Below are 24,966 nucleotides of genomic sequence, written 5' to 3'. Positions count from 1 at the left end.
ACCTACCCCCCGGTCACCGACATATGACGCGCAACGGCTTCCTCTCGCTGGCCTCTGCCGATCTCAAAATCATGACCTTCGGGTTTGCGAAGCATTGCTTTATCCAAAGCCAGATTGAGCGCTTCGAACGGATCGTCTGAACTGCGAAGCGCAGCGCGCAGGTCGACATGATCTTCCTGCCCAAGGCACATATAGATGCGTCCAGTACAGGTCACACGCACACGATTGCATCCTGCGCAAAAGTTATTCGTCAAAGGTGTGATGAAGCCGAGACGACCTCCAGTTTCACGAATTCGGACATAACGCGCCGGCCCGCCAAGCGCATCGCGCGGTATCTCATCTTCCAGCGTCCAGATCTCTTCAAGGCGGTCACGTATGTCGGTCAGAGGCACATACTGATCAAAACGGCTTTCTCCGGTTTCACCCATCGGCATCACTTCGATCAGCGTAACCTCGATACCGCGCGAATGCGCCCATTGCACAAGCTCCGGGACCTCAAGATCATTACGTCCCTTCATCACCACCATATTCAGCTTCACGGATAAACCTGCTTGCTGAGCCGCAAGAATGCCCTTCATCACCGTGCCAAGCTGGTCGCGACGCGAAATGGTTCGAAACGTCTGCGGATTGATTGAATCCAATGAGATATTCACCCGGCGCACACCGCAATCATACAGTTGGCTTGCATACCGATCGAGCAGTGTTGCATTGGTCGTCAATGTCAGCTCATCCAGTCCCATTGCGCGCAATGTCGACAGTCGCTCGAACAGGGACATGATATCTTTGCGCACCAAAGGCTCACCGCCGGTGATCCGGATTTTATGAACGCCGCGCGCAACGAAGGCACGCGCGACCGTAAAGAGTTCTGTTTCCGACAACACCTCGGATTTCGGCAGAAAGCTCATCTTCTCGGACATGCAGTAAGTGCACCGCAAGTCACAGCGGTCCGTCACCGAAAGTCTAAGATATGAGATCCGTCGGCCAAACTGGTCCGTCAATCCGGAAAAATTCGCGTGAGAACCATCAGCCAATGAGATTTGCCTCCATGTCTTTCAGGTCGTCTCTGGTATCGATATCAGCCAATTCAGAGCCTGTTGCCTCAACCAGAACCCGGCTCGCAAACGCATTGATGACCTGCTTGGCGCCCTGGTCTCCCGATAGCGTCTGTAATGCCCCGAAACATGCTTCAGAAAACAATGCTGGAGGGCTGCTAACGCCCCGACAAACGGAGATGGCGACATCAGCCCCTGCATCAAAAGCGGCTTTGAGTTTATATATATGCTCAGTCGTTACAAACGGCATGTCTGCAAGAAGAACCAGAACACTGGTCACGCCCTTGGCGTTAACAGCCGCAGTGCCGCCCCTCGCCAGAGCATAGCCCTGACCTCGATCGGGCGCATCATTCGAAACAGTTTCGAAGCCCAGTCGAGCAGCTGCCTCACGACGCCATGATTGATCCTCGCCAATGACGGTGAGTTTTTTAGCAAACGTCATGTCGGAAACACATTCAGCTGCGCGTTCCAACACAGGTTTGCCCTGGATGTCAGCCTGCAGCTTGTCACCGCCTTCAAATCGTGTGCTGAGGCCGCTTGCGAGCAGAATACATGCAGTGGTCTCAAACATGGCGCACCAATCCGGCATATTCGGATATGATTTCAGACAGCGCTGATATGGCAAGCATAGACGCATCACGCATGGACGGCACAAGACCTATGGGCCCCTTCAATCGCTCTAAGTCCTCTGCGCTGACGCCAGCCTCCCGAAGCCGCTCTTTGCGCGCTGCTTGCGTTCTGCGACTTCCAACGGCACCAACGAAGAAACAAGGTCCTGACAGAGCATGGATCAGGAGATGATCCTCCCAATCAGGACCATGAAACATCAAAACGAAAGCCGTATAGCAGTCATCCTGCCAGGATGGCACATGGCCAGAAGACGCCAGCTTGTAAGTCGCAATATCAGCAAGACTACCAGCAACCTCAATATCTGCCTCATCAACCAGATGCAGGGACACCCCGACACCACTTGCTTGCGCGAGCCTTGCGAGAGCAAGTGCATCTGCGCCGCGTCCCGCTATCCGGAGTCTCAGTTTCGGATGGTACTGGAAGACATGACAAATATCGTCTTGATCCGAGGGCTCCAGCACGAGCCCACCCGTGTCGGAAATGCCAAGATGGCAGCTCTCACGCGCATTATCCAAGCGAGCGACAACTTGTTCCAGAACCTGCCGATCTACATCCGGCAAAATGGTCAATTCGATTGCGCCGCCGCATGGCAATGGCAGATCAATAAAAGGAGATCCCTTCCCGTAACGCACTGTCTTGGGCTGATTGGACTTGAGCGCCGATTGCGCCTGCAGCCTGACATCCGCATCAATACAGCCGCCGGAGACGTATCCATAACTCTCGCCGGTGTCCGTAATCGCCATTGCCGCTCCCACCGCGCGTACCGCTCCACCTTCAGTTTCTGTGACGAAAGCGAGCGCCACCCGCTGCCCCTTCTTGCGCAAGGACAGCACATCCCGGAAAATATCCGAAATGTGCTCATGGTAGCTATCTGATGATGCAAGCGTGCGGGTGTCGAATGACATCAAATCTGCGGAAGCTCCGCGAGATATTTGTCGAGCGTGATCGGATAGTCGCGAATGCGAACACCAGTTGCGTTGTAAACTGCATTCGCAACGGCCGCACTGACACCGCACAAACCAAGTTCGCCGACGCCTTTCGCTTGAAGAGGTCCGGAAATCGGGTCCTTGCCTTCGATGAAAATGACGTCCTGTTCCGGGATATCCATGTGAACCGGAACCTCATATCCAGCCAGATCGTGATTGGCAAAGAAGCCGAAGCGCGTATCCGGGATGAGGTCTTCCATGATCGCGGCACCAACGCCCATGGTCATGCCACCAATCACCTGACTGCGTGCTGAAAGGGGATTGAGAATGCGTCCTGCATCACAGGCCGCCAGCATACGTCGAACACGGATTTCACCGGTCGCGACATGAACAGCGGCTTCGACAAAGTGCCCCGCGAAGGTGGACACAATGTAGTTCTGGCGGAATTCACCGACTTCCATTTTGTCTTCGACCACCAGCTCAGAGCCAGCTGCCAGACGTCCAAGCGGCATGTGCGTATTCGCAAAGAACACTTTGCCATCTTCAAAGCGAACGTCCTCGACTTTCTCATCAAGCCGTTCAGCGATTGTTTTCTGAAGCTTCAGACAGGCGGCGTAGACGCCAGCCGTAGAGCTTGCTGCGCCCCACTGACCGCCCGACCCGGCTGACACAGGATGGTTGGAATCGCCAAGATCAACATCGACCATATCAAGCGGAAGCCCCATGACCTCTGCCGCAGTCTGAGCGATGATAGTATAAGACCCCGTCCCGATATCCGTCATATCGGTTTCAACGACTAAGCGGCCATTGCTTTGAAGACGAATGCGCGCCCCTGAATCCATGATTGGCGCACCACGGTAGCCGCCTGCCATGCCGTGACCGATCAGCCATTGGCCGTCTCGCAGGCTGCCTGGCGTCTTGTTGCGGTCAGCCCAGCCAAAGCGATCTGCACCCGTCCGAAGACACTCGACAAAGTTTCGCTGAGAAAATTTCTTCGACGGTTCAGCAGGATCGACCTGAATGTCGTTCTTGATACGAAACTCAACGGGGTCCATCCCCAGCTTTTCCGCCATCTCATCCATGGCGATCTCAAGCGCCATCAGACCGGATGTTTCTCCGGGCGCGCGCATGGCGTTACCTTCGGGAAGGAACACTTCTGCCAGGTCGTGCAACACAAGACGGTTCTCGCCTGCATAGAACTTTTCCGTTTGCGCCGTGCACCCTTCAGGGCTGCCACCCGGCAAATTGCCGGATTTACCCTTGTGATAAATGGCTGTGATCGTGCCATCACGACGCGCACCGATCTTGATATCCTGGATCGTTGCAGGACGGTGCGTGGTGTTGTTCGCCACATAAGGCCTCGGCAACATGATTTTGACGGGTTTTCCGACCTTTTTTGCGGCCAGCGCAGCAAGCACACCATCAGCGCGCAAGAACAATTTCGCGCCAAAGCCGCCGCCCAGAAACGGGGAATCGACCCGAATATTTTCCACGGGCATGTCGAGGGTCGTCGCCAGAGCAACGACATTCCACTGGATCATCTGGTTTGACGTCCAGAGCGTCAGCTTCTCGCCATCCCATTTAGCAATGCTCGCATGAGCTTCCATCATGGCATGGCTGTGCGCCGGCGTGGAATATGTCTCGTCCAGCTTAACCTCAGCTTCGGCGAAGGCCGAATCGAAGTCACCTACACGCTGCTTTTCACTTGTCGCATCTGCTGGCAGATTCTTCAGAGCCTCTGACAAATCGTAGACGACGTTTTCCGGGCTATAGTTCACCTTCACAAGGTGCGCTGCAGCCCGCGCTTGCTCGAAGGTCTTCGCGACCACGATCGCGATGGCCTGGTGGTAATGGGTGACCTTGGCACCACCAAACAGTGGAGCCGTGTTCCAGTTTGATGTCGGGAGCTGATCCATGTCGAGGGTCGAAACATGCCCGACATAGCCCGGCGCTTTTTTAGCCTCCGAAAAATCCATGCCCGTGATCGTCCCACGCGCGACACCTGAAAAGACGGGGTAGCCAACCAGTTGGCCGGAAGCCACTTCGTGGCGCTCATATGCGTAAGGAGCATACCCTGTGGTCTTCAGCGGACCATCAATGCGCGGCGTAGATTTCCCGATCAGATCGACATCTTTGACGAAGTCGCCTTCTACAGCTTGATCAAATTTCATGGGGATTACTCCTTCGCCTGACTGAGGAGACCGGCCAGCGTTCGTTCCGCCAGCATGACCTTAAATTCGTTTTCTTCTGTCGGCTTTGCGCTTTTCAGCAATTCACCCATGACCGCAGCAGCGCCTTGCGGCAGTAGCGCGTCGGCAGCGCTCGAACGCCATGGCTTAGGTGCAACCCCGCCAAGCGCGACACGTCCCGTGCCATCAGGCTGCAGAACGAGGGCAACAGACACCAATGCAAACGCATAAGATGCCCGGTCGCGGACCTTATGGTAGAAATGCATGCCCCCAGGGGGCGGCGGCAGAGCCACACCGGTGATCAATTCGCCCGGCTTCAGCACGGTCTCAATATGCGGTGTGTCACCCGGAAGCTTGTGAAACTCTTCCAGTGGGATCTGGCGAACGTCACCTTCTGTATCAATTGTTTCCACAAACGCATCCAGCGCACGCAAACCGACCGCCATATCGCTTGGGTGTGTTGCAATGCAGTTTTCGCTACCACCAATGACAGCGAGCGACCGGGTAAAGCCGCCAATCGCCGAACAGCCGCTGCCTGGGGCACGTTTGTTACACGCCATATTCGTGTCGTAGAAATACGGGCAGCGGGTACGTTGCAGCAGATTGCCCGCCGTCGTCGCCTTATTGCGCAACTGGCCAGACGCCCCAGCCAGCAACGCTCTCGACAAAACGCCGTAATCCTTGCGAATGCGGGGATGTGCCGCGAGATCCGTGTTGGAAACAAGAGCGCCAATGCGCACGCCACCATTCTCCAGATCGGTGACTTTGTGCAGATCGAGGTCATTCACATCAATCAGGTGTGCTGGCGTCTCGATCTCATTCTTCATCAGGTCGAGTAGATTCGTACCGCCTGCGATGAATTTTGCGTTCTCTACGGATGCGGCGACCTTTGCCGCTTCTTCAGGAGATTTGGCTTTTGAGTACTGAAAGGCCTTCATGCTGAACGCTCCGAAACTTCTTGAATGGCAGACAGAATGTTGGAGTAAGCGCCACATCGACAGATATTGCCGCTCATACGCTCCTTGATCTCATCCGCTGTTGCCTCAATCCTGCCGTTCAGGTCGTCTGTGACATGGCTTGGAATGCCCGCCTTGATCTCTTCAAGGACTGCCTTTGCCGAACAGATTTGTCCGGGCGTGCAATAGCCACACTGATAGCCATCATACTTGATGAAGGCTTCCTGCATCGGGTCCAGCTTGTCCGGCGTACCAATCCCTTCAATTGTCTGAATTTCGTCGCCGTCATGCATCACAGCGAGAGACAGGCAGGAGTTGATCCGTTTGCCATTTACGAGCGCCGTACAGGCACCGCACTGACCATGGTCACATCCCTTCTTCGTACCGGTAAACTTCAGACCTTCACGAAGCGCATCAAGAAGTGTGACGCGGTTATCAACCACCATTTCCAGTTTGCGCCCGTTCACGGTCATTGACACCGCAGAGCTGGTTTCGAGATCCATCTGGTCTTTCAGTTCCTCAACGATTTCCTCAGAAGACGCTGTCGAGTTCAGGCCCAGTGCGACGGCCGTCGATGCGCCAACGACTATGACGTTTCGCCTGGAGAGGGGTAAGAGTTCTTCTGGCTTCATCGTCATGTCCTCCGTTCGGGTGCTTGAAATCGATACGCTCATTCCGGCGCTGCATTAACAATAGTGCGAAAGCGTACGCGCATCATGGGGTGTAGGCGGGATGAACTTATGCCTCCTACTCATAAGTTCATCTTTGCCTGAAGGTTCCATCATTTCGGAAATAATTTCGTCCACGCCGAAAGAGCGTTGCGGGAGATCTTTTTTCTCAACAATTACAGATAATTGCTCGAAAGCGTCATAAGCCGGGATATCGGCGTAAAGGCCACTATGCGACAGCGCATTTCACACCAAAACGGGACCGAAAACTTCCGTTCAAAAACTTGTGAACGCCTTCACTCTCGACTCTCCGGTCGGATCCGCATGCGCCTCAACCATAAGCTCTTCGTCGTCCGCCTCCGGATTGAAGATGGATCGACGCGGCAGCGAATCGCGCCTCGAAACAGGCAGGAAAGTGTCCTCACAAACTTTTTCAAAATCAGCTGATTTCTTCATTGACGCATTTTTGCGAGATCGCTATACACCGCGCTCCAATCCAGCGTGCTCAAGTGGCGGAATTGGTAGACGCGCACGGTTCAGGTCCGTGTGGGGCAACCCGTGGAGGTTCGAGTCCTCTCTTGAGCACCAATCCTCCCCGCACTTTCACGCAATGATACACTGACGAGCGAAGCCGCTTGGCGCGAACGACGCTCACCTCTCTGGCGTGTTTGGCCACTGCAGTTGCCTGACAGTTTCCCGTCAACTGATGCGTGATCAGCGAAAAACTGCCGTGCCAGCCCTTACCTTCCCTAATGGCACGGATTGACGACACCCGCCCCCGACCGATTAAGTCAGGTAAATTACCGATAGTCCGGATCAACCGGGCAAACAGGTTTGACGGGAGGCAAACATGAATCTGGATTTCTCAGATGATCAGAAACAATTGCAGGAACAGGTCAGGCGATACCTGACCGAAAAATGCCCAACTTCAAAGGTTCGCGAGGTCCTTGAATCTGACACAACCTATGCGGCGGACGTCTATAAAGGGCTGGCTGAACTGGGCGCGCTGAGCGTCGCCATTCCGGAAGAGTATGGCGGGGTTGGACTGAGCCATCTTGAGCTCTGCCTGGTCGCAGAAGAGATCGGCCGCGCCATGGCGCCGGTTCCCGCCGCCTCTTCCATATACCTTGCTGCAGAATTCCTGCTGGAAGCCGGAAGTGAAGCACAAAAGTCCAAATGGCTTCCAGCTCTGGCCTCCGGCGAAAGCGTTGGCTGTTTTGCCTATGCCGAAGGCCTGGGTGAGATGTCTGATGACAAGATCTCTGCCACCGTTTCAGACGGTAAGCTCAGCGGCACGAAACTACCTGTCGCAGATGGAAGCATTGCGGACTTCGCCGTTGTTGCAGCAAAATCCAACGGTAAAACGTCACTCTTCCTGGTCGACCTGTCGGCGGATGGGGTATCGCGGACGGTCGTTGAAACCGTCGATCCGACCAAGAACTATGCCGAGCTGAGTTTTCAGAACGCGCCTGCCGAAGCGCTCGTTGCGGAAGGCGATGGCTGGCACATCCTGACGACTGTCATGGACCGCGCGGCGGTGCTTCTGGCATTCGAGCAACTTGGCGGGGCCGATCGGGCCCTGGAGATGGGACGCGACTACGCGCTTGAACGCATGGCGTTTGGCCGTCCCATCGGTTCGTTCCAGGCTATCAAGCACATGCTGGCCGATATGTACGTTTCGGCGACGCTTGCACGGTCAAACTGCTATTATGCGGCATGGGCGCTTTCGACCCGTTCAGAAGAACTTCCCGTGGCCGCAGCAACAGCGCGCGTTTCAGCGACAAATGCGTTTCAACACTGCGCAAAAAACAACATTCAGGTTCATGGCGGCATGGGCTTCACCTGGGAATTCGACTGCCATCTCTATTATCGGCGCTCGAATGCTCTCGCCCTTGTGCTTGGTTCGCTTTCCAGCTGGGAACGTGAACTCATCGTCCGCATGAGCGAGCAAGATCTCACAGACGCAGCCTGAAGAAAGGACCGAAATCATGGATTTCAACGATTCCCCACAAGAGGCCGCGTTTCGCAAAGAAGTGCGCGCCTGGATTGACGCCAATGCGCCAAAACATCTCGAACCGGAACTGAAGCGGGCAAGCTTTGGCTCATCCGGACTGACAAGCGAAGACCCGATCAAAGCCGCGAAAGCTTGGCAAAAGAAGAAAGCCGATGCCGGCTGGGCCTGCCTTCACTGGCCTAAAGAGTATGGCGGCGGCGCACGGACGCCGATGGAACGCGTCATCTGGAACCAGGAAGAAGGCGTCTATTCGACCCTTTCTGGCCCATTCACCATTGGCCATGGCATGTGTGGTCCGACCGTTATGGCCTGGGCAAGCGAAGAGCAGAAGCGCGAACTCCTGCCGCCGCTTGCAAATGGCGAGGAAATCTGGTGCCAGCTCTTCTCGGAACCGGCCAGCGGCTCAGACCTTGCCGGGCTACGCACGCGTGCCGTTCCGGCCGAAGATGGCTCAGGTGACTGGATCATCAATGGACAAAAGATCTGGACGAGCGGCGCGCACAATTCCGATTGGGGCCTGCTGATCGCCCGGACGGACCCGAACGTGCCAAAGCACAAGGGTCTGACCATGTTCTTCCTCTCGATGAAGTCACCTGGGGTGGAAGTTCGTCCGATCAAACAAGCCAATGGCGCATCTGAATTCAACGAGGTCTATTTCACCGACGTTCGCATTCCTGCCGCCCAGCGGCTCGGCGATGTTGGACAGGGTTGGGCCGTCTCCCTGACAACCCTGATGAATGAACGCCTGTCCATTGGCTCAGGCATGTCGACTGGCTTCCCGGAACTGTTCGACTATTGCGCCAAAGTCGAAGTCGATGGCAAACCAGCGATCAGGGATCGTGGTGTCCAATCCCGGCTGGCGCAGTATGCGGTACGCCAGTCCGGCCTCAAATATACCGCGATGCGGTCCCTGACGGCCTTGTCGAAAGGCGAAATGCCGGGCCCTGAGAATTCCATAGGAAAACTTGTTGCCGGCGCGACCATGCAGGACATCGCCATGTATGCACTTGATCTGCAGGGTCAGGCAGGTGTGCTCCGAAAGGGTGAGAATTCGGAGAATGGTCGCTTCCAGTCGATTTTGCTGCGCTCACCCGCGACACGAATCGAAGGCGGCTCAGACGAAATCCTGCGCAATATTATCGGTGAGCGCGTGCTGGGACTTCCGGGTGATATCCGGGTTGATAAGGACGTTGCTTTCAAGGACATCCCGACCAGTGGGCGTTCTAAATCGTGATTTTTTTCCTGAGGCGGCCGATAGTCGGCCGTCTCACGCGTTTGCGTCAGGTTGCGGATTTGGTTTACCAGCCAGTTCAAAGCGCAGCTTGAGATAAGCGCGAGCCTTTTCCCAGTCCCGACGCACCGTGCGCGATGTCACGCCCAGGAGATCAGCTGTCTCTTCTTCCGTGTATCCTGCGAAAAACCGGCAATCGATAACTTTGACAAGTCTCGGGGATTCGACTGCCAGATCTTCCAGACTGGCATTTACATCCAACATGCGGTCGAGTTGTGCTGAGGTGTGATCGTCAGCTGGATCAACATCATCCAGCGACTCCGGCTTCACGCCGCCGCCACGCTTCGCGGCGAGCCGAGTGCGCGCGTGGCTGACCAGCGTGTGACGCAATGCGAGCGCGATCGATGCCAGAAAATGATCTTTCTCACGCCATTCATGATCCTGTTTCAGTTTCATATACGCATCGTGAAGCAGATCGCCGGTCAGATAGGTGTCATGCGTCATCCGACGGCGCCGAATTTGCCGCGCCAGTCGCAGAAGTTCATCATAGTGCTTCTCAAACAGAAAACTGGCGGAAAGACAGTCCTCTTCTTCCCAAATCGCTCTGTCTGACAGAAATGAACCATCCATGATCGCCCAACACCCTCCTCACACGCTCAGCTAGCGCGAATTAGCCCCGGAAAACAATGTTGTTGTGCAGACTAATACATGAACATGCGATGACTAGCCGCAAATGCAGGCTCAATTAGCGTGTCATGTTTTAGGCTTGTGTCGCGTGGACTCCATAACGAACCGACTTCGACGACCAAACGTTTCAAGCAGGAGACCCGCCATGAAGACTCAAAAAATGATTTGCCTGTCTGCCTTTGCCCTCATGACCGCTGCATGTGGAGAAAACCAGACTTCAAATCAAAGCACAGCGACGGAATCAGATGCGCCAGCATCACAAGCCGCCACATCGACAGAAACGCGGAATTTTCAGGATCTCACAAGCATAAAAGCCACGATGTGGGGTAGCTGCTACATGTCTACAGCCGATCGAAGCGTCTGGTATGTCCAGAAGGCGGAACCCCTGGAGGTGTCGATCGATTTCAGTGATCTCAAGACCGACATGACCACCGACTTTGCCGACAAAGTTCAGAAAAACTTCGGCGATGAAGTCGGTGATACAGGAACGCTTCCTAGCTGCTTTCTGGATAGCACCAAGCAAGCCGTTGAAGCGAAAGTCTCTCGCTATGTGGAAATGGCTCGCCAGCCTGGCCAGCCAATTCGCACAATAGACTAGCCCAACCTAGAAGCGTTTGGTTGCACTAATGGCGATCAGGTCGGCTTCGCCCGTATAGTCGCCATAGACACGATCATTGAAGCGACCGGTGGCATCAAAGGTCGTTTCACCGATTTCGATGCGGTTGTACGCCAGATCGAACGTCCAGTTTTCGACGGGTGTCCAGCTCGTGCCAACTGCGTAAATCTGACGATCATGATCGGGGATACGTGCAGAGCGGTGGTCCGGTTGAACCGGCGTTTCGTCATAAGCAAAGCCTGCACGGATGGTCCAGGAATCAGTCAGATCATAATCTGCGCCGATGCTGTAGCGACCTGCATCTTCGTAACGAAGCGGCTCAACGGAATCGGGCTGTGCATTATTCGTGAATTGAACGCGCAGCTCTTCCAGCGAAGACCATTCCATCCAGATTGCATCTGCATAAATTGTCGCTTTTGGCGTCACTTTCCAGCTGGCACCGATTTCCCACGCGGCTGGTAGATCGAGATATGCTTTTGCTGGCGTATCCATGAATGCGCCAGTGGCTGTCAGGAATTGCGCCTGAGCGGGAACCTCGAAATCTGCATCGCCTGTGAGTTTGTGATCGACACCTGAACGGTAGTGGAAACCGAACTTCCACGCATTGTTTGGCGTGTAAGTCATGCCGAGGTTCCACCCGATCGACCAATCTTCGCCTTCAATTGTTGATCGCCCATCAGCCGTCTGAGGCAGCACGCCAAGCGCAGAACACTGAGCCGGTCCGACCTGGCTGAAGCAAACTGTGCCGAAATCAATCCCACTCGACAGCTCAGCTTCAACATACTGAATGCTGACACCGCCACCGAACGAGAATTGATCGTTCAGTTTGTATGCGAGACTTGGGTTGATATTGATGGTTTTCAGATCGGAATCGATAGCCTGATAGCGCCCGGACCAGTCGTCTTCATAAGCTGTTGCCAGACCGAAAGGTGCTGTCACCGAAATGCCGAGCCACCACTTTTCAGCAATCGGGAAAACACCATGAGCATACGGCACATATGCGTCTTCGATGATGCCACTTGTATCTCCGCCCAGCGGCTGCCCAATGGCGTCAGTAGATCCAAGGTCTGTGTAGGTCGCGTCACCCAGAATCGCGCTGACGCCGACCGAAACAGCCTTGCCATCGAAATCCGTCATAAGCGCCGGATTACCGAAAGCCGCCGCCGGGTCTTCTGTCTGAACAACGCGTCCTGAGTTCGCGCGCCCCAGATCCGAGCTCGTGTATTCGTTGATTGCAAAGCTATCTGCCGAAGCAACACCGGCGCCCAATACTACGGAAATCAGCGCGGTGGAGGTCAAAAGTCTTATCATAAATTCCTCGCCTTAAAATATGACTTGGGTGATCAAACGTGATTGTCTGAAAACAGTTCCAATAAGAAAGTCTTCTTTCTGGAACTGCGGGCGCCTCCCATGCGTTAATTTGATAAAGACTGCAAGAAGCGATTTTTTATGAGCAATCCACTTAAAACCTTCCGTAGTTCCGTTCTCACAAAACCTTTGATGAACTGGTATAAGGGCGTTTTACCGCCGCTATCCGATACCGAGGCTCAGGCGCTAGAGGCTGGTGACGTCTGGTGGGAAGCCGAACTTATGAGCGGCAAACCTGACTGGTCAAAGTTCAGTGACTTTCAGCAGCAACCGTTCTCACAGGCGGAACAATCTTTCATAAAAGGGCCCGTCGCTGAATTCTGCAGCATGCTCGATAACTTCGAAATCGAACACGAAAAACTGGATCTCCCCGAAGAGGCATGGGCCTTTCTGAAGGCCAACAAATTCTTCGGGATGATTATTCCCGAAGACTATGAGGGTCTCGGTTTCTCAGCTTCCGCACACTCGGAAGTCGTTAAGCGCATTGCGACCTGTAACGTCTCAGCGGCCGTGACCGTCATGGTGCCAAACTCTCTCGGACCGGGCGAGCTGCTCATGTTGTACGGAACGAGTGAACAAAAATCCCATTACTTGCCACGCCTTGCCCGCGGTGAAGAGATTCCGTGCTTTGCGCTCACAGGCGTTGAAGCCGGCTCGGATGCCTCGGCAATGACAGCTACCGGCATTGTCTCTGAAGGTGAGTGGAACGGCGAGAAGACGCTCGGCATCCGTCTCAATTGGGAGAAGCGCTACACCACGCTCGGACCAGTCGCAACGCTGATCGGCCTGGCATTCAAACTTCATGATCCCGATCATTTGCTTGGTGATGAAGACGATCTCGGTATCACCGTCGGACTGGTGCCAACCGACCTTCCAGGCGTGAAAATCGGTGATCGTCACTTACCGACGGGTCTTGCTTTCCAGAATGGGCCGAGCTGGGGCGAGGATGTATTCATCCCGATGGATCAGATTCTAGGCGGTAAGGAGCAGATTGGCCAGGGCTGGAAAATGCTGATGGGCGCCCTCGCCGCTGGCCGAGGGATATCTCTGCCTTCTCTCTCGACGGCGGCGGCTCAGGTGTCTGCGAAGACAACAGGCGCCTATGCGCGTGTCCGCGAGCAATTCGGAATACCGATCGGCAAATTTGAGGGTGTGCAGGAAAAACTCGCGCCAATCGCTGCAAATGCTTACCAGCTGGAAGCGGCGCGTCGTTTCATGACGATGGGGCTGGACCTTGGTCACCACCCGGGTGTGGCCTCTGCGATCATGAAATATCACGCGACGGAACGCATGCGTGAAACCATCAACGACGCCATGGATATCCATGGAGGCAAAGGTATTTGTGTCGGTCCGGACAACTATCTCGAAGCCCCCTACAGAGCGATCCCAATCGGCATCACCGTCGAAGGTGCAAATATTCTGACACGTAGCCTGATCATTTTCGGTCAGGGTGCTATCCGCTGTCACCCCTACATCCTCGAAGAAATGAAAGCTGTTTCGCTCGACGATGAAGACGAAGCTCTGAAGACGTTCGATGATCTGCTCTGGAAGCATGTGGGTCACGACGTCGCAAACGCATTTCGTAGTTGGTGGCACGGGCTAACACGCGGCCGCTTTGCGCATGCCCCTGATGACAAGCCGCTCGAAGAGCACTATTACCGTGAATTGTCGCAATTCAGCGCACATCTTGCGATCGCTTCGGAAATTTCTCTTGGCATTCTCGGCGGCGCCCTGAAATTCAAGGAAAGCATTTCCGCTCGCCTCGGCGATGTGCTGGCTGAACTGTTCCTGCTGAGCGCCGCTCTGAAACGGTTTGAAGAGGACGGCACACCGGAAGAAGACCGCCCTTATCTGGACTATCTTTTTGCTGAAGGGACCGCGCGGATGCAGCGAGACCTTGCTGCTGTCGCAGACAATTTCCCGAACAGCTTCTTTGGCTGGCTGATCAAGACACTCACGCAGACAGGTGGCTCACCACGCAAGGGAGCCTCAGACCGACTGATGGCCAAGGTTGCCAAACTCGCTCAGACGCCTGGCGCAAGCCGAAGCCGTCTTGCAACAGGCGTTTTTGAAGGTGATCCGAATGGTCCTATCTGTGCACTCGAAAAAGCGCTCAAGCTTTCCGTCGCGATCCAGCCCCTTCGCGACCGGCTCAAAGAATCACAGACGACGGACACGAAATCTGCACTCGAACAGGAGCTGATTTCGCTCGAGGAGTATGATCGATTGACCGATTGGCAGGCAGCCGTACGGCGCGTCATCGAAGTAAACTCGTTTGATCCCGATCTTTTACGCGGAGACGTCGAAGCTGAGACAAGTTCGATCAAGGAAGGCGTGGCGTCCGCTTGAATTAGCATATATGTGAACAATCACCCCTCCGTGTTGTCGAAGACGTGCTGAGCGACCATCGTTACGGGTCACACGCTCGCTCTGGCGCTCACGTGGGTCTATTTGAGCACTGTGTTTTAGAGGATTACCTGCGTTTCCATGTCAGATTCAGAGACCATATTTCCAAATCTTGAGTCACGTTACGCATCCGCGCGGAGCTGCGCCAAAGCCATTGTCCACGCCGTCGGCAAGGATATCCGCCTCGCCCTGCCCCTCGGTATCGGCAAGGCGAATCTTCTGACCAATGCGCTCTATGATATGGCGAAAGAAGATCCTTCGATCTCGCTGAAAATCTACACCGCGCTGTCCATTGTGCGCCCCACTCCATCGGCAGGCCTGGAGCGCGATTTTGGTGGACCACTGATCGACAAGCTCTTCGGTGACTATCCGGGCCTCACCTACGCTATTGATCGTGGCAAAGGCCAGTTGCCGCCAAATGTCGAAGTCGAAGAGTTCTTCCTTGCGACCGGCACGCTTTTGTCCAACGAGTATGCGCAGCGCCATTACAACAGCGTGAACTACACTCACGCCATGCGCCGAATTATCTCCTGCAATGTGAACGTGCTTGGCCAGATGATTGCCGAGCGTGATGGGCGCTACAGCCTGTCCTGCAACTCTGACCTGACCCTCGACATGATCCCCTATATGCGCCAGCACGTGCCGCGAGATCAGTTCATCGTCGTCGGCGAAGTGAACCCAAACCTCCCTTTCATGCCAAATGATGCAGAGGTCCCTGCTGAAACATTCGACGTATTCCTCGATTGCGACGGCTATGACCTACCCGGCCCACCAGCTTCCCGCGTCGATACCACCAGCTATGCCATCGGCCTGCGCGCTGCGACCCTGGTGAAGGACGCCGGCACGCTACAGATCGGAATTGGTTCACTCGGTGATGGCGCCGCAGAAGCCATCCGGCTTCGTCATCAGAACACCGAAGAATTCCGCAAAGCCATCACCGCTTTGCCCGGCGAAAAGGGGCCTGTCGAGATTGGCGGCACAGACAAGTTTGAAACCGGGCTTTACGGCTGCACTGAAATGTTCACTCAGGGTATGTTTGAGCTTCTGCTCTCCGGTCTCTTCACTCGAGAGGTTTATCCAGATCGCCCTGTCACGCTGGATGGCGGCTTCTTCCTCGGCCCACAGAACTTCTACAAAAAACTGCATGCCTCATCTAATGACATCCTTTCCCGCATCAACATGACGAGCGTTGGAGACATCAACGCGCTCTATGGCCGCGAGGACGAAAAACGCGCGCAAAGGCAGCATGCACGCTTTATCAACATTGCGATGAAAGTGACGGTTCTCGGCGCTGTGATTTCTGACGCGCTGGAAGACGAACGCGTGGTCAGCGGAGTTGGCGGCCAGTATAATTTCGTCTCCCAGGCGCATGAGCTCGACGGTGGCCGATCCGTCATCTTGCTCAAATCGACCCGTGAGAGCGGTGGTAAAGTCGAATCCAACATTGTCTGGAACTATGGCCACACGACCGTCCCACGCCATTTGCGCGATATCGTCATCACAGAATATGGCATCGCTGACCTGCGTGGCCAGACCGATGAGGAATGCGTCAAACGCATGCTGGCGATCTCTGACAGCAGGTTTCTTGATCAGCTGGCTGAAGACGCCAAGGCTTCAAAGAAACTCCGCAAGGATTTCCAGATTCCAGACGACTGGCGCCACAACACACCCGAGATGATCGAGACATCACTGGCACCTTTCCAGAACGTGCTACCCGCCTTTCCGTTCGGAACAGAGATGGACGTCCTGGAACAAAATCTCGCTCTGGCTTTGCCGCATCTGAAGGAGAAAATGGCTTCAGGTGAACGCTTCGGTTTCGCCCTCAAGGCGATCTTCGGCGCCAATCCGGATCGGTATCAGGACCATATGGAGCGGATCAAACTCGACAAACCGAACGGCCTGAAAGACAAGATCATGGCAAAGCTTGTCGCTCAGGCGCTCGACGATGTTCTTTAAGCGGCATACGCCGCTTTCAGGGCTTTCTTGTCCGGCTTTCCCACAGCCGTCTGTGGAATGGCATCAATGAAGACAATGTTTTTCGGTGCCTGAACAGGACCTTTGTGTTCCCGCACGAGTGCGATCAGCTCAGAAGCCTCCACACGCGCTCCCGGACGCAGAACAACAGCTGCCTGAACAGCTTCGCCCCATTTTTCATCCGGCACACCGAAGACAGACACCTGCGCCACGGATGGATGTTGAGCGATGACATTTTCGACTTCAGACGGGAACACATTGAAACCACCGGTGACAATCATATCCTTTTTGCGATCAACGATCCGATAGAAACCATCCGGGTCTTTCAGCGCAACGTCACCTGTATGCAGCCAGCCTCCTGAAAACGTCTGCTTGTTCAGCTCATCACGGTTCAGATACCCATCCATAACCAGTGGCCCGCGAACACAGATTTCCCCTGGCTCACCATCCGGCACGGGTTGATCGTCATCATCCAGCAGTGCCACATTCAACCATGGCGTCGGACGACCGCATGACGCCAGCCTCTCCAAATTATTCGGATCGTGCTCAGACCGGCGAAGTGTCATCACGGTCATGGGTGCTTCGGCCTGACCATAAAACTGGAAGAACACCGGACCGATCCGCTCAATCCCTTCTTTCAAGCGCACAGGCGACATGAGCGAGGCACCGTAGAAGATCGTTTCCAGACTCGAGAGATCGTATTTGTCGAAATCCGGATGATCGAGAATGGCGTAGATCATGGTTGGCACGAGCATGGTGCAGGTGATCTTGTGTTCCTGAATAACGCGCATCACCTCGGCCGGATCAAAGCTCGTCATAACAACCATGGTGCCGCTTTTCAGAACGGTCGGACCAAACAGACTACCGCCCGCATGGCTGAGAGGAACCACAGCCAGCATGCGCGGCTCAGTCGGCCACTCCCAGTCCGTCATCATGATTTGCGACGCCATCGCGCCCACTCGCGGTGAGCCGGGTATCGCCTTAGGCGTTCCCGTGGTGCCACCGGAGTAAGAAAGCCGCGTAATCGCGTTATCCGGCAGCTCTGGAGCCGTCAGAGGCCCAGGTGTTTTGGCCTCAGCCTGCTTCAGGAGATCCTCACCGAGTTTGCCATCACCAAGCGACAGGATCGACTTCAAACGGTTCGTTCGCTGCTGGAGTTCTTCAACGCGCTTGGCGAACTTGGATGGGTCATAGATCAGAAAATCGACCTCACCGTCTTCAATCGCAAACAAATGGTCATCCGCTGACCCCATAGGATGCATCGCGACCAGGCAGCCGCCTGCAAAACCAAGCGCATTGTGCAGGAGAAGCACTTCGATCGAATTGCCCGCCAGCAAGGCAACACGCGCACCACCTTTGACGCCAGCTTCCTGAAGCGCCTGCGTCAACTGGCTGATCTTCATAATGATATCACCGCCCGTCCAGCTGCGGCCACCAACCAGCTCAACAATCGGCTTGTTCCAGTCTCTCACCAAAGCGTTCATGACCGGCGAGACGGGATATTCGGACGGATGAAGAAAGGTTTCTGCGTTGCTCATCACAAGGGTCCTGTTCTCAAATCTGGAAAATCAAAGGCGTGCGCCGGGGGCGAATGGGCCACCCAGATCCAGCGCGGTTGCAATAATTGAGTGATGCATTTCAGTCGTCGCTTCGGCGACCATCTTGGCGCGAGCATCCCGCATGTATCGGTTCACACCTGTCGAGTTCATAATGCCACTGCCACCCCACATCTGCAGCAGCTGGCTCGTACACTCGAAGGCCGTATCGCAGATATACGCCTTACAGGCGCTGCCCATCGGAAGCGTCATCGTACCCGCCTCATGCTGGGCTGTGGAGCTGTAGAGCAATGCCCGGCAGGCTTCGATTTTGGTAAAAATCTGCGCCATACGGTCTGTGATCGGAGACAAACGAAGCATGGACTCGCCATAGAGTTCACGCTGTTTGATATACTCCATCGTCAGATCGAACAGGCCTTCCATACAGCCGAGTGATGTCGCTGCGTGGCCCATAAAGCTCACTTGATTTGCTGGGCCGTGATCCGGACCTCCGGACAGAATATTCCCAAGAATATCATCTGCCGAAATCGACACATTATTGAAGGCGATCGGTCCGGTATTCGTGCCGCGCCAGCCCAGCTTGTCTTCATATTTCTGAATGTCGAAACCTTCGTCTTCTGCTTCAACGATGACGCAGCCATATCCCTGCTGACCGTCTTTTTCGGTCCGGCACATCACCAGATAGGTTTTCGCGTGCCCCTGCGTGCAGAACAGTTTATGACCGTTTAGCCGATACCCGTTTCCGTCTTCGGTCAAACGCGTCTGGTGAAAGCCAATATTTGCTGCTCCGGAAGGTTCCGTCTGCGAATAAGCCATAACCCGTTCACCACTGGCAGACGCAGGAAGCAGTCGCTTCTTCTGTTCTTCATTGCCCAATAAGCGAACCGTTTCCGGGCAGAGGATCATCTCGACCGACAGCACACCGGCGAAGGCGGGACTGGCTTTTGCAATTTCCTCCAGGATCAGGCACGCCGTCGTCAGCCCTGCATCTATCCCGCCATATTCCTCAGGAATAAAGACGCCAAGAAAACCAAGCTCTCCACAACGTTTGATGACCCATTCCGGTGTTTCTTCTGTCAGATCGATGTCATTGGCGATGGGCATGAGTTCGTTCTTCGCGAACTTCGCGGCCACATCACGCATCATCATCTGGTCTTCGTTCAGACCATGCATGCGTTTTCCTCCCGATATATCCGGCGGCGCTCTTCTGGCGCCTTATCCGGCTTGTTCGATTTCCTTTAATGTCTGCAAAAAGGCTTCTGTGAAAGGTGGATAGTTATTCTGCCCCGTTGCACGTCCCATCGCCACGGCCGCAGCGAAAGCCTGATTGCCTTCATCCATAAAGGCCGGCAGCACATAAAGATCGTCTCGTTCGATCGCCTGAAAAACAATTTCAGCGAGCTCGTCGGCAGGAAGCCCTGCGTCGACACCGGCCTGCATAACGGTTTCCAGTGCCTTCAGGATGTTATTCGATTTGCGATTCCCGACTTCCTTCTGAAGGGCATTCGGTGTGGTCTTCTCAGGAGACATGATCCCTGACTGAGACATTCCTGGCATGACAATGGTCACACCGATATTCTCGGCGCCCTGCGCCTGGAGATCCAGGTAAAGCGCCTCGGTTAGACCGACCACGGCGTGCTTCGTCATTGAGTAGGTACAGAAGCCCGGATTTACGGTTATACCGGCGCCGGAAGATACCGTAATCACATGGCACGGATCGTTCTGCTTCAGCATGAGTGGCACGAACGATCTGATACCATTGAAGACGGACCTCTGGTTCACACCGATCACCCAGTCATATTCCTCCTCGGAGGTCTCCCAGGTCAGGCCAGAGGCAAAGATCCCGGCGTTATTGAACAGCATATTGACCTTGCCGAAGTGCTCAATCGTGGCGTCCGCCAGCGCCTGCAGCTCCTCACCTTTCGACACATCAACGCGAAAGGTCATGACATCACCACCGCCGGAAAGTTCCGCTTCTGCTGCCTCCAATGCGTCTTCGCGGATGTCGGCAATCACCAGCTTGGCGCCTCGCGCCTGCGCAGCTTTCGCAAGGGCAAACCCAAGACCACTTGCACCGCCCGTAACAACGGCGACGCTGTCTTTGAAATCCTTCATGGGCCTACACCTTTTCCAGAATGTGGATCGCGCAGGCTGTTCCCATTCCCGGGCCGCCGCCGACAACATGCGTCAGCCCCATGCGCGCACCTTCGACCTGACGGTCACCGGCACGGCCACGCAAATGTGTCGAAATCTCATAGATGTTCGCAATCCCAGTCGCACCGAGCGGATGCCCCTTTGAAAGCAAACCACCGGACACATTCACAGGAATACGTCCGCCAAGCTGGGTTTCACCATCATTGATCAGACGCCCGGCTTCGCCATCCTTGCAGATGCCGAGATTTTCATAGTGCACGATCTCAGCCGTTGCGAAGCAGTCATGCAGCTCAATCAGATTGATATCGTCTGGCCCCACACCGGCCCGCTCATAGGCGGATGCTGCCGCAACGCGCGTCGCAGCACTGAAATCCGGCATCGCCATCTGACGTTCCTGAAACGGGTTTGAGCTCATTTCAGACGCGCGGACACGAACGGCACGATCGGTAAGACCGAGCTCTTTCATTTTCTTTTCGGAAATCAGAACAGCGGCCGCAGACCCGTCGACATTGACAGAACACATCAGTTTGGTGTTCGGCCAGGCGATCATTTCTGCAGACATGACTTCCTGCAGCGGTGTCTCCTTCCGGTACATCGACTTCTCATTCATCGTCGAATGCCAGTGGTTCTTCACGGAAACCCGCGCAAACTGATCAAAGGTCGTGCCGTATTTGCGAGCGTGCTCCATCCCGACGTGGCTAAACATGGCTGGCATGGTGCCCGAGCCGATCAGACCTTCGGGTGACGGTCCTCCTGCGCCTCCGCCGAGCAGGCCTTTACCCATCTGCTCAACACCGACAGCAAGTACGATGTCATAGACACCGGCTTTTACGGCCATCCAGGCATCGCGAAACGCCGTCGCGCCGGTTGCGCAGGCATTTGCAACATTGGTCACGGGGATGCCGGTCTGGCCAATTTCAGCAAGCATTCGCTGACCAACCATCCCGTTTGCCTGGCCAAGGTTTCCGCAATACAGAGCTTGCATGTCCTTAATGCTCAGGCCCGCATCGTCGAGCGCCATGAGCGCGGCTTCAGCGGCAAGCCCCGGCACAGTTCGGTCCGGATATCGACCGAACCGGATCATATCAATTCCTGCAATATAGACGTCTGACATGTCGGGTCTCCTTACGCGTTGAGCGGCGCAAACGCGTAGGTGAGATACGCGGTATCGGGCTTGTTGATGGGGGTCTCTTCCCGGAAGACGAGCTTCACCGGCAGATCAAATGGAATTTTGGCCTCGTCAGGCTCAACGCCGTGCAACGTTCCTTTCAGGTGTGAGCCGTCATCCATATCGACGATGACGTCGACAAAGGGTGTTTTTACGCCTGGAAAAGACCGATGGACGATGGTGTAAACATACAGCTTGCCGGTCTCAGCGACGTGAACAGGCTCCATCTGGTCGCGTGCCGTGCAGTTCGCACATACGCTTCTTTCGCCGATATAGACATGGCCACAGGATGTACATTTCGAGCCCACGATGAAAGGCGTTCCGCTGTCATCTCTTTGGACAAACGGCGCAATTGGCGGTGCGAGTTCTGCTGTTGTCATGCTGAGTGTCCTTATTCTGCAGCGTCAGGCATTGCGGCGATCATCGCCTCATGAAGCGGCAGTATGGCCGTCTCATCCCAGGAAATGCGCTGACCAACGGTAATACCGCCATCTACGACCTGGTGTGTTCCCGTCACGAACTTGGAGTCGTCGCTTGCGAAATAGAGCGCGGCCGATGCAATGTCTTCCGGCTGACCGGCCATACGCATGGGCTGCATCTTGCCGGCTGCTTCGGTCAGTCGGCCTGTCATCTGGTCTGCGACCGGACGCGACAGACCTGCCGTCACGCCAAAAATCGGCGTGACGATCACACCGGGACAGATCGCATTGACGCGGATATTGTGCCTTGCGAGATCTGCAGCACCGAGCTTGCTCAGATGGATCACACCGGCCTTGGCCACGCCATAAGCGAGCCCCCACCCAGCCTCGAGACCTGCAATCGATGCCGTATTGATGATCGAGCCACCACCGCGCTCTGCCATCAGCGGCGCGGCATGCTTCATCCCCAGCATAGGTGCGCGGAGCAACAGGTTCATGGCGAAGTCCCAATCATCTTCGGGCATATCCATCACGCCTGCAGGCGTTCCGCCCGCGCCAGCATTGTTGAACAGGATATCCAGTCCGCCAAATTCTGACTTGGCCGCGGACACAGCTGCTGCAATCGCATCCTCGTGCGTTACATCGCAATTGCGATAGATTGCCTTGTTTGCAAAACGCTTTTCGAGGCTCTGACCTTTCTCATCCTGCACATCTGCGATGACGACCTGCGCGCCTTCTGCGATGAAGCGCTCGACGGTCGCCAGGCCGATCCCGGAACACCCTCCGGTGATGAGTGCGACCTTGTTCTCCAGTCTTCCCGACATGTTTTCCTCCCATCGGAGGGCCGGTTCTATGCCAGCCTCTCCGCAAGTCTTCTCAACTTCGCTCTAGAGCTGGCGGACCAGATAAGCTGCCTCATGGATCGCGTTGCCGTAGGAACGCGGCATGCGTGCATCACCGATCACCTGAACCGGCACCTTCTTACCACGCAGCGCGTCAGCAAGATCATTGTTCGGTGCACGTCCCGGACAGATGACGATATTGTCCGCTTCGATGGTCTCTTCGCCGCCATCACTGTCCTGGAAGGTCGCCTTGCCATCTTTCAGAGAGGTCAGCAGCCGGTTACCTTCAAAGGTCACACCATAGATCGGCATCAATGCCATGATAGCCCATACCCGCGAGCCAATATAATTGGCCGGCACATATTGTGGCAGGACATCGAGAAGGCGTACCTCCTTGCCGCCGATCTTCAGATCGACGGCAAGTTCGGCTCCCTCTCCTGCTCCCCACACGAGAACTTTTTGACCGAGTTCCGGCGCATTTTTACGGGCCATGGCCTCATCAATCGTACAGGCAAAGCTGGACGCAAGCGCATCTTCAAGACCCTCAATCTGCGGCATGGCAGGCTTTCCGCCCGTTGCCAGCACCACCACATCAGGCTTTTCTGCGAGAATTGTGTCGACATCCGCCTCGACGCCCAGCTTCGCTTCAACACCCCATTTCTCCATCATCTTGCGATGATAGTTCGGCTGGTTGCGTAGCATTTCCATATTCGGCAGGTTCTTATAATTACCTGCCCAGTCCATGGCGCCGCCCAGCGAGTCAGACTTCTCCAGCACGACAACGTCATGCCCGATCTCCTTGGCGGTGATGGCATACTCCATGCCGCCTGAGCCGCCGCCGACAACGACCACCTTTTTCGGACGGTTCGTCGGGATAATCCGATACTCATCATCGCGGCCAAACACTGGGTTCTGCGCAGAGCCTGCCCAGCCTTTACCAAAGATATTGCCCTGAAGCAGCGAAGCCCCGGTATGCGTCGACAAGCGAATCTCGTCTTCGCGCCCTTCCATCATCTTGTTCGGGAAGTCGGGATCATCCAGCGACAGACGACACACGCCAGCAAAGTCCGCACCGGCCTCGTCCACCATTGTGCGCAGATGGTCCGGAGTGATGAGATTGGCAGACCCGATCAGTGGCATATCAATGCCCTTCTCGACCAACAGTTTGCGCAATGTCTGAATGTTGTCCTTGTTCACCACTTTCGGCGTGTAGAAACTCGGACCGATGAACTCATTCGAAGAGATATCCTGACGACGGCTTTCCGCCATCAGCATGGAGCCGAAGGTGCAATCGAGCACCGAAATGCCCAGCGCATGCAGACGCGGCGCATAATGCTCGGCGAAATACTCAATATCGAACCCGCCCTTTAGGTTCTCATCCACACACAGACGCGGAATGATCGGATAGTCCTTGCCACAAAGCTCTTGCGTGCGCTGGATGATCTCCTCGATCATCAGGAACCGGTCCGCATATTTATCTGTCCGCCCCTGATTGGACAGCAAAGACAGGTTCGCATGCGGCAGAGAGCCATGACAGAAGTGGAAAGAGAGGAAGTCGAAACCTGCCTCTTTCGACCGACGCGCAGCCTGGGCATAGGCTTCGACAATGTTCTCATACTCTTCGGTCGGAATGACCCCGGGCTTCGGGTTGCCAATAATGTATTTGTCGCTCGGCCCCCAGGAAACGGTATCGGGAATCCATCCCTTCCCGTCCTTCAGTGGCACTGTCGTGCCGAGGCCGGGGATCAGACCGCCATAGAAAAGCTGAATACCCGCGAGCGAGTCATTGTTCTTGATCTCTGAAACCGTGTCACGAAACTCAATGACATAATCTTCGTCATACAGCCCAAGCATGCGTTCGTTGATCAGGCCGTCGCGGCGCACGCAGGTCGCACCGACAATCGTGGCTGCATATCCCCCACGCGCAATCGCGCCATAAGCAGCCGCCAGACGGCGAGTCGCATACCCTTGCGGATCTGACATGTTCAGAGTCGTTGGAACGTGAATGATGCGATTCTTGAATCGCAAACCTTTCGCCTCGAAAGGTTCGAACAGCTGGCTCAAATTTTCCTCCCTCGCGCACTTTTTTTACGATCTTTGTCGCAATTTT

21 protein-coding genes and 1 tRNA gene are annotated in these 24,966 nt (G+C 55.2%); 6 read left to right on the top strand and 16 right to left on the bottom strand.

Translation table 11 applies throughout. The annotated features are described in order from the left end of the window. Positions 1 to 2: 2 nt before the first annotated feature. The 7 genes from moaA to ACFQDM_RS16770 form a co-directional block, all read right to left on the bottom strand. Positions 3 to 1,031 carry a GTP 3',8-cyclase MoaA gene (gene moaA / locus ACFQDM_RS16800; protein WP_377381124.1) on the bottom strand — a complete coding sequence of 343 codons (1,029 nt, stop codon included), beginning with the start codon at positions 1,029 to 1,031 and terminating at the stop codon, positions 3 to 5. Next, positions 1,024 to 1,623, bottom strand: coding sequence for a nucleotidyltransferase family protein (locus ACFQDM_RS16795; protein ID WP_377381122.1), 600 nt, complete (start codon positions 1,621 to 1,623; stop codon positions 1,024 to 1,026). Before ACFQDM_RS16795 ends, moaA begins: the two co-directional genes overlap by 8 nt. Further along, positions 1,616 to 2,587, bottom strand: coding sequence for an XdhC family protein (locus ACFQDM_RS16790; protein ID WP_377381120.1), 972 nt, complete (start codon positions 2,585 to 2,587; stop codon positions 1,616 to 1,618). The genes ACFQDM_RS16795 and ACFQDM_RS16790 overlap by 8 nt, the downstream gene beginning before the upstream one ends. Continuing rightward, positions 2,587 to 4,779 carry an aldehyde oxidoreductase molybdenum-binding subunit PaoC gene (paoC, locus tag ACFQDM_RS16785; protein WP_377381118.1) on the bottom strand — a complete coding sequence of 731 codons (2,193 nt, stop codon included), beginning with the start codon at positions 4,777 to 4,779 and terminating at the stop codon, positions 2,587 to 2,589. The genes ACFQDM_RS16790 and paoC overlap by 1 nt, the downstream gene beginning before the upstream one ends. A gap of 5 nt (positions 4,780 to 4,784) precedes the next feature. Next, positions 4,785 to 5,735, bottom strand: a complete 951-nt coding sequence (locus ACFQDM_RS16780) for an FAD binding domain-containing protein (RefSeq protein ID WP_377381116.1) — start codon at positions 5,733 to 5,735, stop codon at positions 4,785 to 4,787. Then, on the bottom strand, positions 5,732 to 6,385 hold the full coding sequence (paoA, locus tag ACFQDM_RS16775; protein WP_377382483.1) for an aldehyde dehydrogenase iron-sulfur subunit PaoA: 654 nt from the start codon (positions 6,383 to 6,385) through the stop codon (positions 5,732 to 5,734). The genes ACFQDM_RS16780 and paoA overlap by 4 nt, the downstream gene beginning before the upstream one ends. A gap of 312 nt (positions 6,386 to 6,697) precedes the next feature. Further along, positions 6,698 to 6,877, bottom strand: a complete 180-nt coding sequence (locus tag ACFQDM_RS16770) for a hypothetical protein (protein WP_377381114.1) — start codon at positions 6,875 to 6,877, stop codon at positions 6,698 to 6,700. A 47-nt stretch (positions 6,878 to 6,924) separates the two neighbouring features. Here ACFQDM_RS16770 and ACFQDM_RS16765 point away from each other — a divergent pair. From ACFQDM_RS16765 to ACFQDM_RS16755, 3 genes are all read left to right on the top strand, one after another. Continuing rightward, positions 6,925 to 7,009, top strand: a tRNA-Leu gene (locus ACFQDM_RS16765). Between the two features lie 262 nt (positions 7,010 to 7,271). Beyond that, positions 7,272 to 8,393: an acyl-CoA dehydrogenase family protein gene (locus ACFQDM_RS16760; protein WP_377381111.1), complete on the top strand. Its 1,122-nt coding sequence runs from the start codon at positions 7,272 to 7,274 to the stop codon at positions 8,391 to 8,393. Positions 8,394 to 8,409: 16 nt separating this feature from the next. Beyond that, positions 8,410 to 9,669 carry an acyl-CoA dehydrogenase family protein gene (locus ACFQDM_RS16755; RefSeq protein ID WP_377381108.1) on the top strand — a complete coding sequence of 420 codons (1,260 nt, stop codon included), beginning with the start codon at positions 8,410 to 8,412 and terminating at the stop codon, positions 9,667 to 9,669. Positions 9,670 to 9,702: 33 nt separating this feature from the next. Here the strand turns inward: ACFQDM_RS16755 and ACFQDM_RS16750 are convergent, their stop codons facing one another. Next, complete coding sequence (locus tag ACFQDM_RS16750) at positions 9,703 to 10,296, bottom strand: ECF-type sigma factor (RefSeq protein ID WP_377381105.1); 594 nt, start codon at positions 10,294 to 10,296, stop codon at positions 9,703 to 9,705. A 202-nt stretch (positions 10,297 to 10,498) separates the two neighbouring features. Between ACFQDM_RS16750 and ACFQDM_RS16745 the strand changes: the two genes are divergently transcribed. Continuing rightward, positions 10,499 to 10,951, top strand: a complete 453-nt coding sequence (locus ACFQDM_RS16745) for a hypothetical protein (RefSeq protein WP_377381102.1) — start codon at positions 10,499 to 10,501, stop codon at positions 10,949 to 10,951. A gap of 6 nt (positions 10,952 to 10,957) precedes the next feature. Here the strand turns inward: ACFQDM_RS16745 and ACFQDM_RS16740 are convergent, their stop codons facing one another. Continuing rightward, entirely contained in the window at positions 10,958 to 12,280 is a 1,323-nt protein-coding gene (locus ACFQDM_RS16740; protein ID WP_377381100.1) for an OmpP1/FadL family transporter, read from the bottom strand. Between the two features lie 138 nt (positions 12,281 to 12,418). Between ACFQDM_RS16740 and ACFQDM_RS16735 the strand changes: the two genes are divergently transcribed. Both ACFQDM_RS16735 and ACFQDM_RS16730 read left to right on the top strand, forming a co-directional pair. Then, on the top strand, positions 12,419 to 14,686 hold the full coding sequence (locus tag ACFQDM_RS16735; protein WP_377381097.1) for an acyl-CoA dehydrogenase: 2,268 nt from the start codon (positions 12,419 to 12,421) through the stop codon (positions 14,684 to 14,686). Positions 14,687 to 14,824: 138 nt separating this feature from the next. Then, on the top strand, positions 14,825 to 16,699 hold the full coding sequence (locus tag ACFQDM_RS16730) for an acetyl-CoA hydrolase/transferase C-terminal domain-containing protein (RefSeq protein WP_377381095.1): 1,875 nt from the start codon (positions 14,825 to 14,827) through the stop codon (positions 16,697 to 16,699). On the opposite strand, the gene ACFQDM_RS16725 is transcribed toward ACFQDM_RS16730, so the two are convergent. The 7 genes from ACFQDM_RS16725 to ACFQDM_RS16695 form a co-directional block, all read right to left on the bottom strand. Beyond that, complete coding sequence (locus ACFQDM_RS16725) at positions 16,696 to 18,255, bottom strand: AMP-binding protein (RefSeq protein ID WP_377381092.1); 1,560 nt, start codon at positions 18,253 to 18,255, stop codon at positions 16,696 to 16,698. The genes ACFQDM_RS16730 and ACFQDM_RS16725 overlap by 4 nt on opposite strands. A gap of 30 nt (positions 18,256 to 18,285) precedes the next feature. Then, on the bottom strand, positions 18,286 to 19,446 hold the full coding sequence (locus ACFQDM_RS16720) for an acyl-CoA dehydrogenase family protein (protein ID WP_377381089.1): 1,161 nt from the start codon (positions 19,444 to 19,446) through the stop codon (positions 18,286 to 18,288). Between the two features lie 42 nt (positions 19,447 to 19,488). Continuing rightward, the gene (locus ACFQDM_RS16715; protein WP_377381086.1) at positions 19,489 to 20,388 is read right to left on the bottom strand and encodes an SDR family NAD(P)-dependent oxidoreductase; all 900 of its coding nucleotides are present in this window, start codon (positions 20,386 to 20,388) and stop codon (positions 19,489 to 19,491) included. A 4-nt stretch (positions 20,389 to 20,392) separates the two neighbouring features. Continuing rightward, positions 20,393 to 21,541, bottom strand: coding sequence for a thiolase family protein (locus tag ACFQDM_RS16710; protein WP_377381084.1), 1,149 nt, complete (start codon positions 21,539 to 21,541; stop codon positions 20,393 to 20,395). An 11-nt stretch (positions 21,542 to 21,552) separates the two neighbouring features. Continuing rightward, positions 21,553 to 21,975 carry a Zn-ribbon domain-containing OB-fold protein gene (locus ACFQDM_RS16705; protein WP_377381083.1) on the bottom strand — a complete coding sequence of 141 codons (423 nt, stop codon included), beginning with the start codon at positions 21,973 to 21,975 and terminating at the stop codon, positions 21,553 to 21,555. A gap of 11 nt (positions 21,976 to 21,986) precedes the next feature. Next, positions 21,987 to 22,838 (bottom strand): SDR family NAD(P)-dependent oxidoreductase, encoded by an 852-nt coding sequence (locus ACFQDM_RS16700; protein ID WP_377381081.1) that lies wholly within the window; start codon positions 22,836 to 22,838, stop codon positions 21,987 to 21,989. 63 nt (positions 22,839 to 22,901) lie between these two features. Next, positions 22,902 to 24,920, bottom strand: a complete 2,019-nt coding sequence (locus ACFQDM_RS16695) for an oxidoreductase (RefSeq protein ID WP_377381079.1) — start codon at positions 24,918 to 24,920, stop codon at positions 22,902 to 22,904. Positions 24,921 to 24,966 lie beyond the last annotated feature (46 nt).

The sequence above is a fragment of the Ponticaulis profundi genome (assembly GCF_042659465.1).
Classification (GTDB): Bacteria; Pseudomonadota; Alphaproteobacteria; order Caulobacterales; family Hyphomonadaceae; genus Ponticaulis; species Ponticaulis profundi.
Note: the sequence above shows the minus strand (reverse complement) of the source record. Positions and strands in the feature narration are given on the sequence as shown.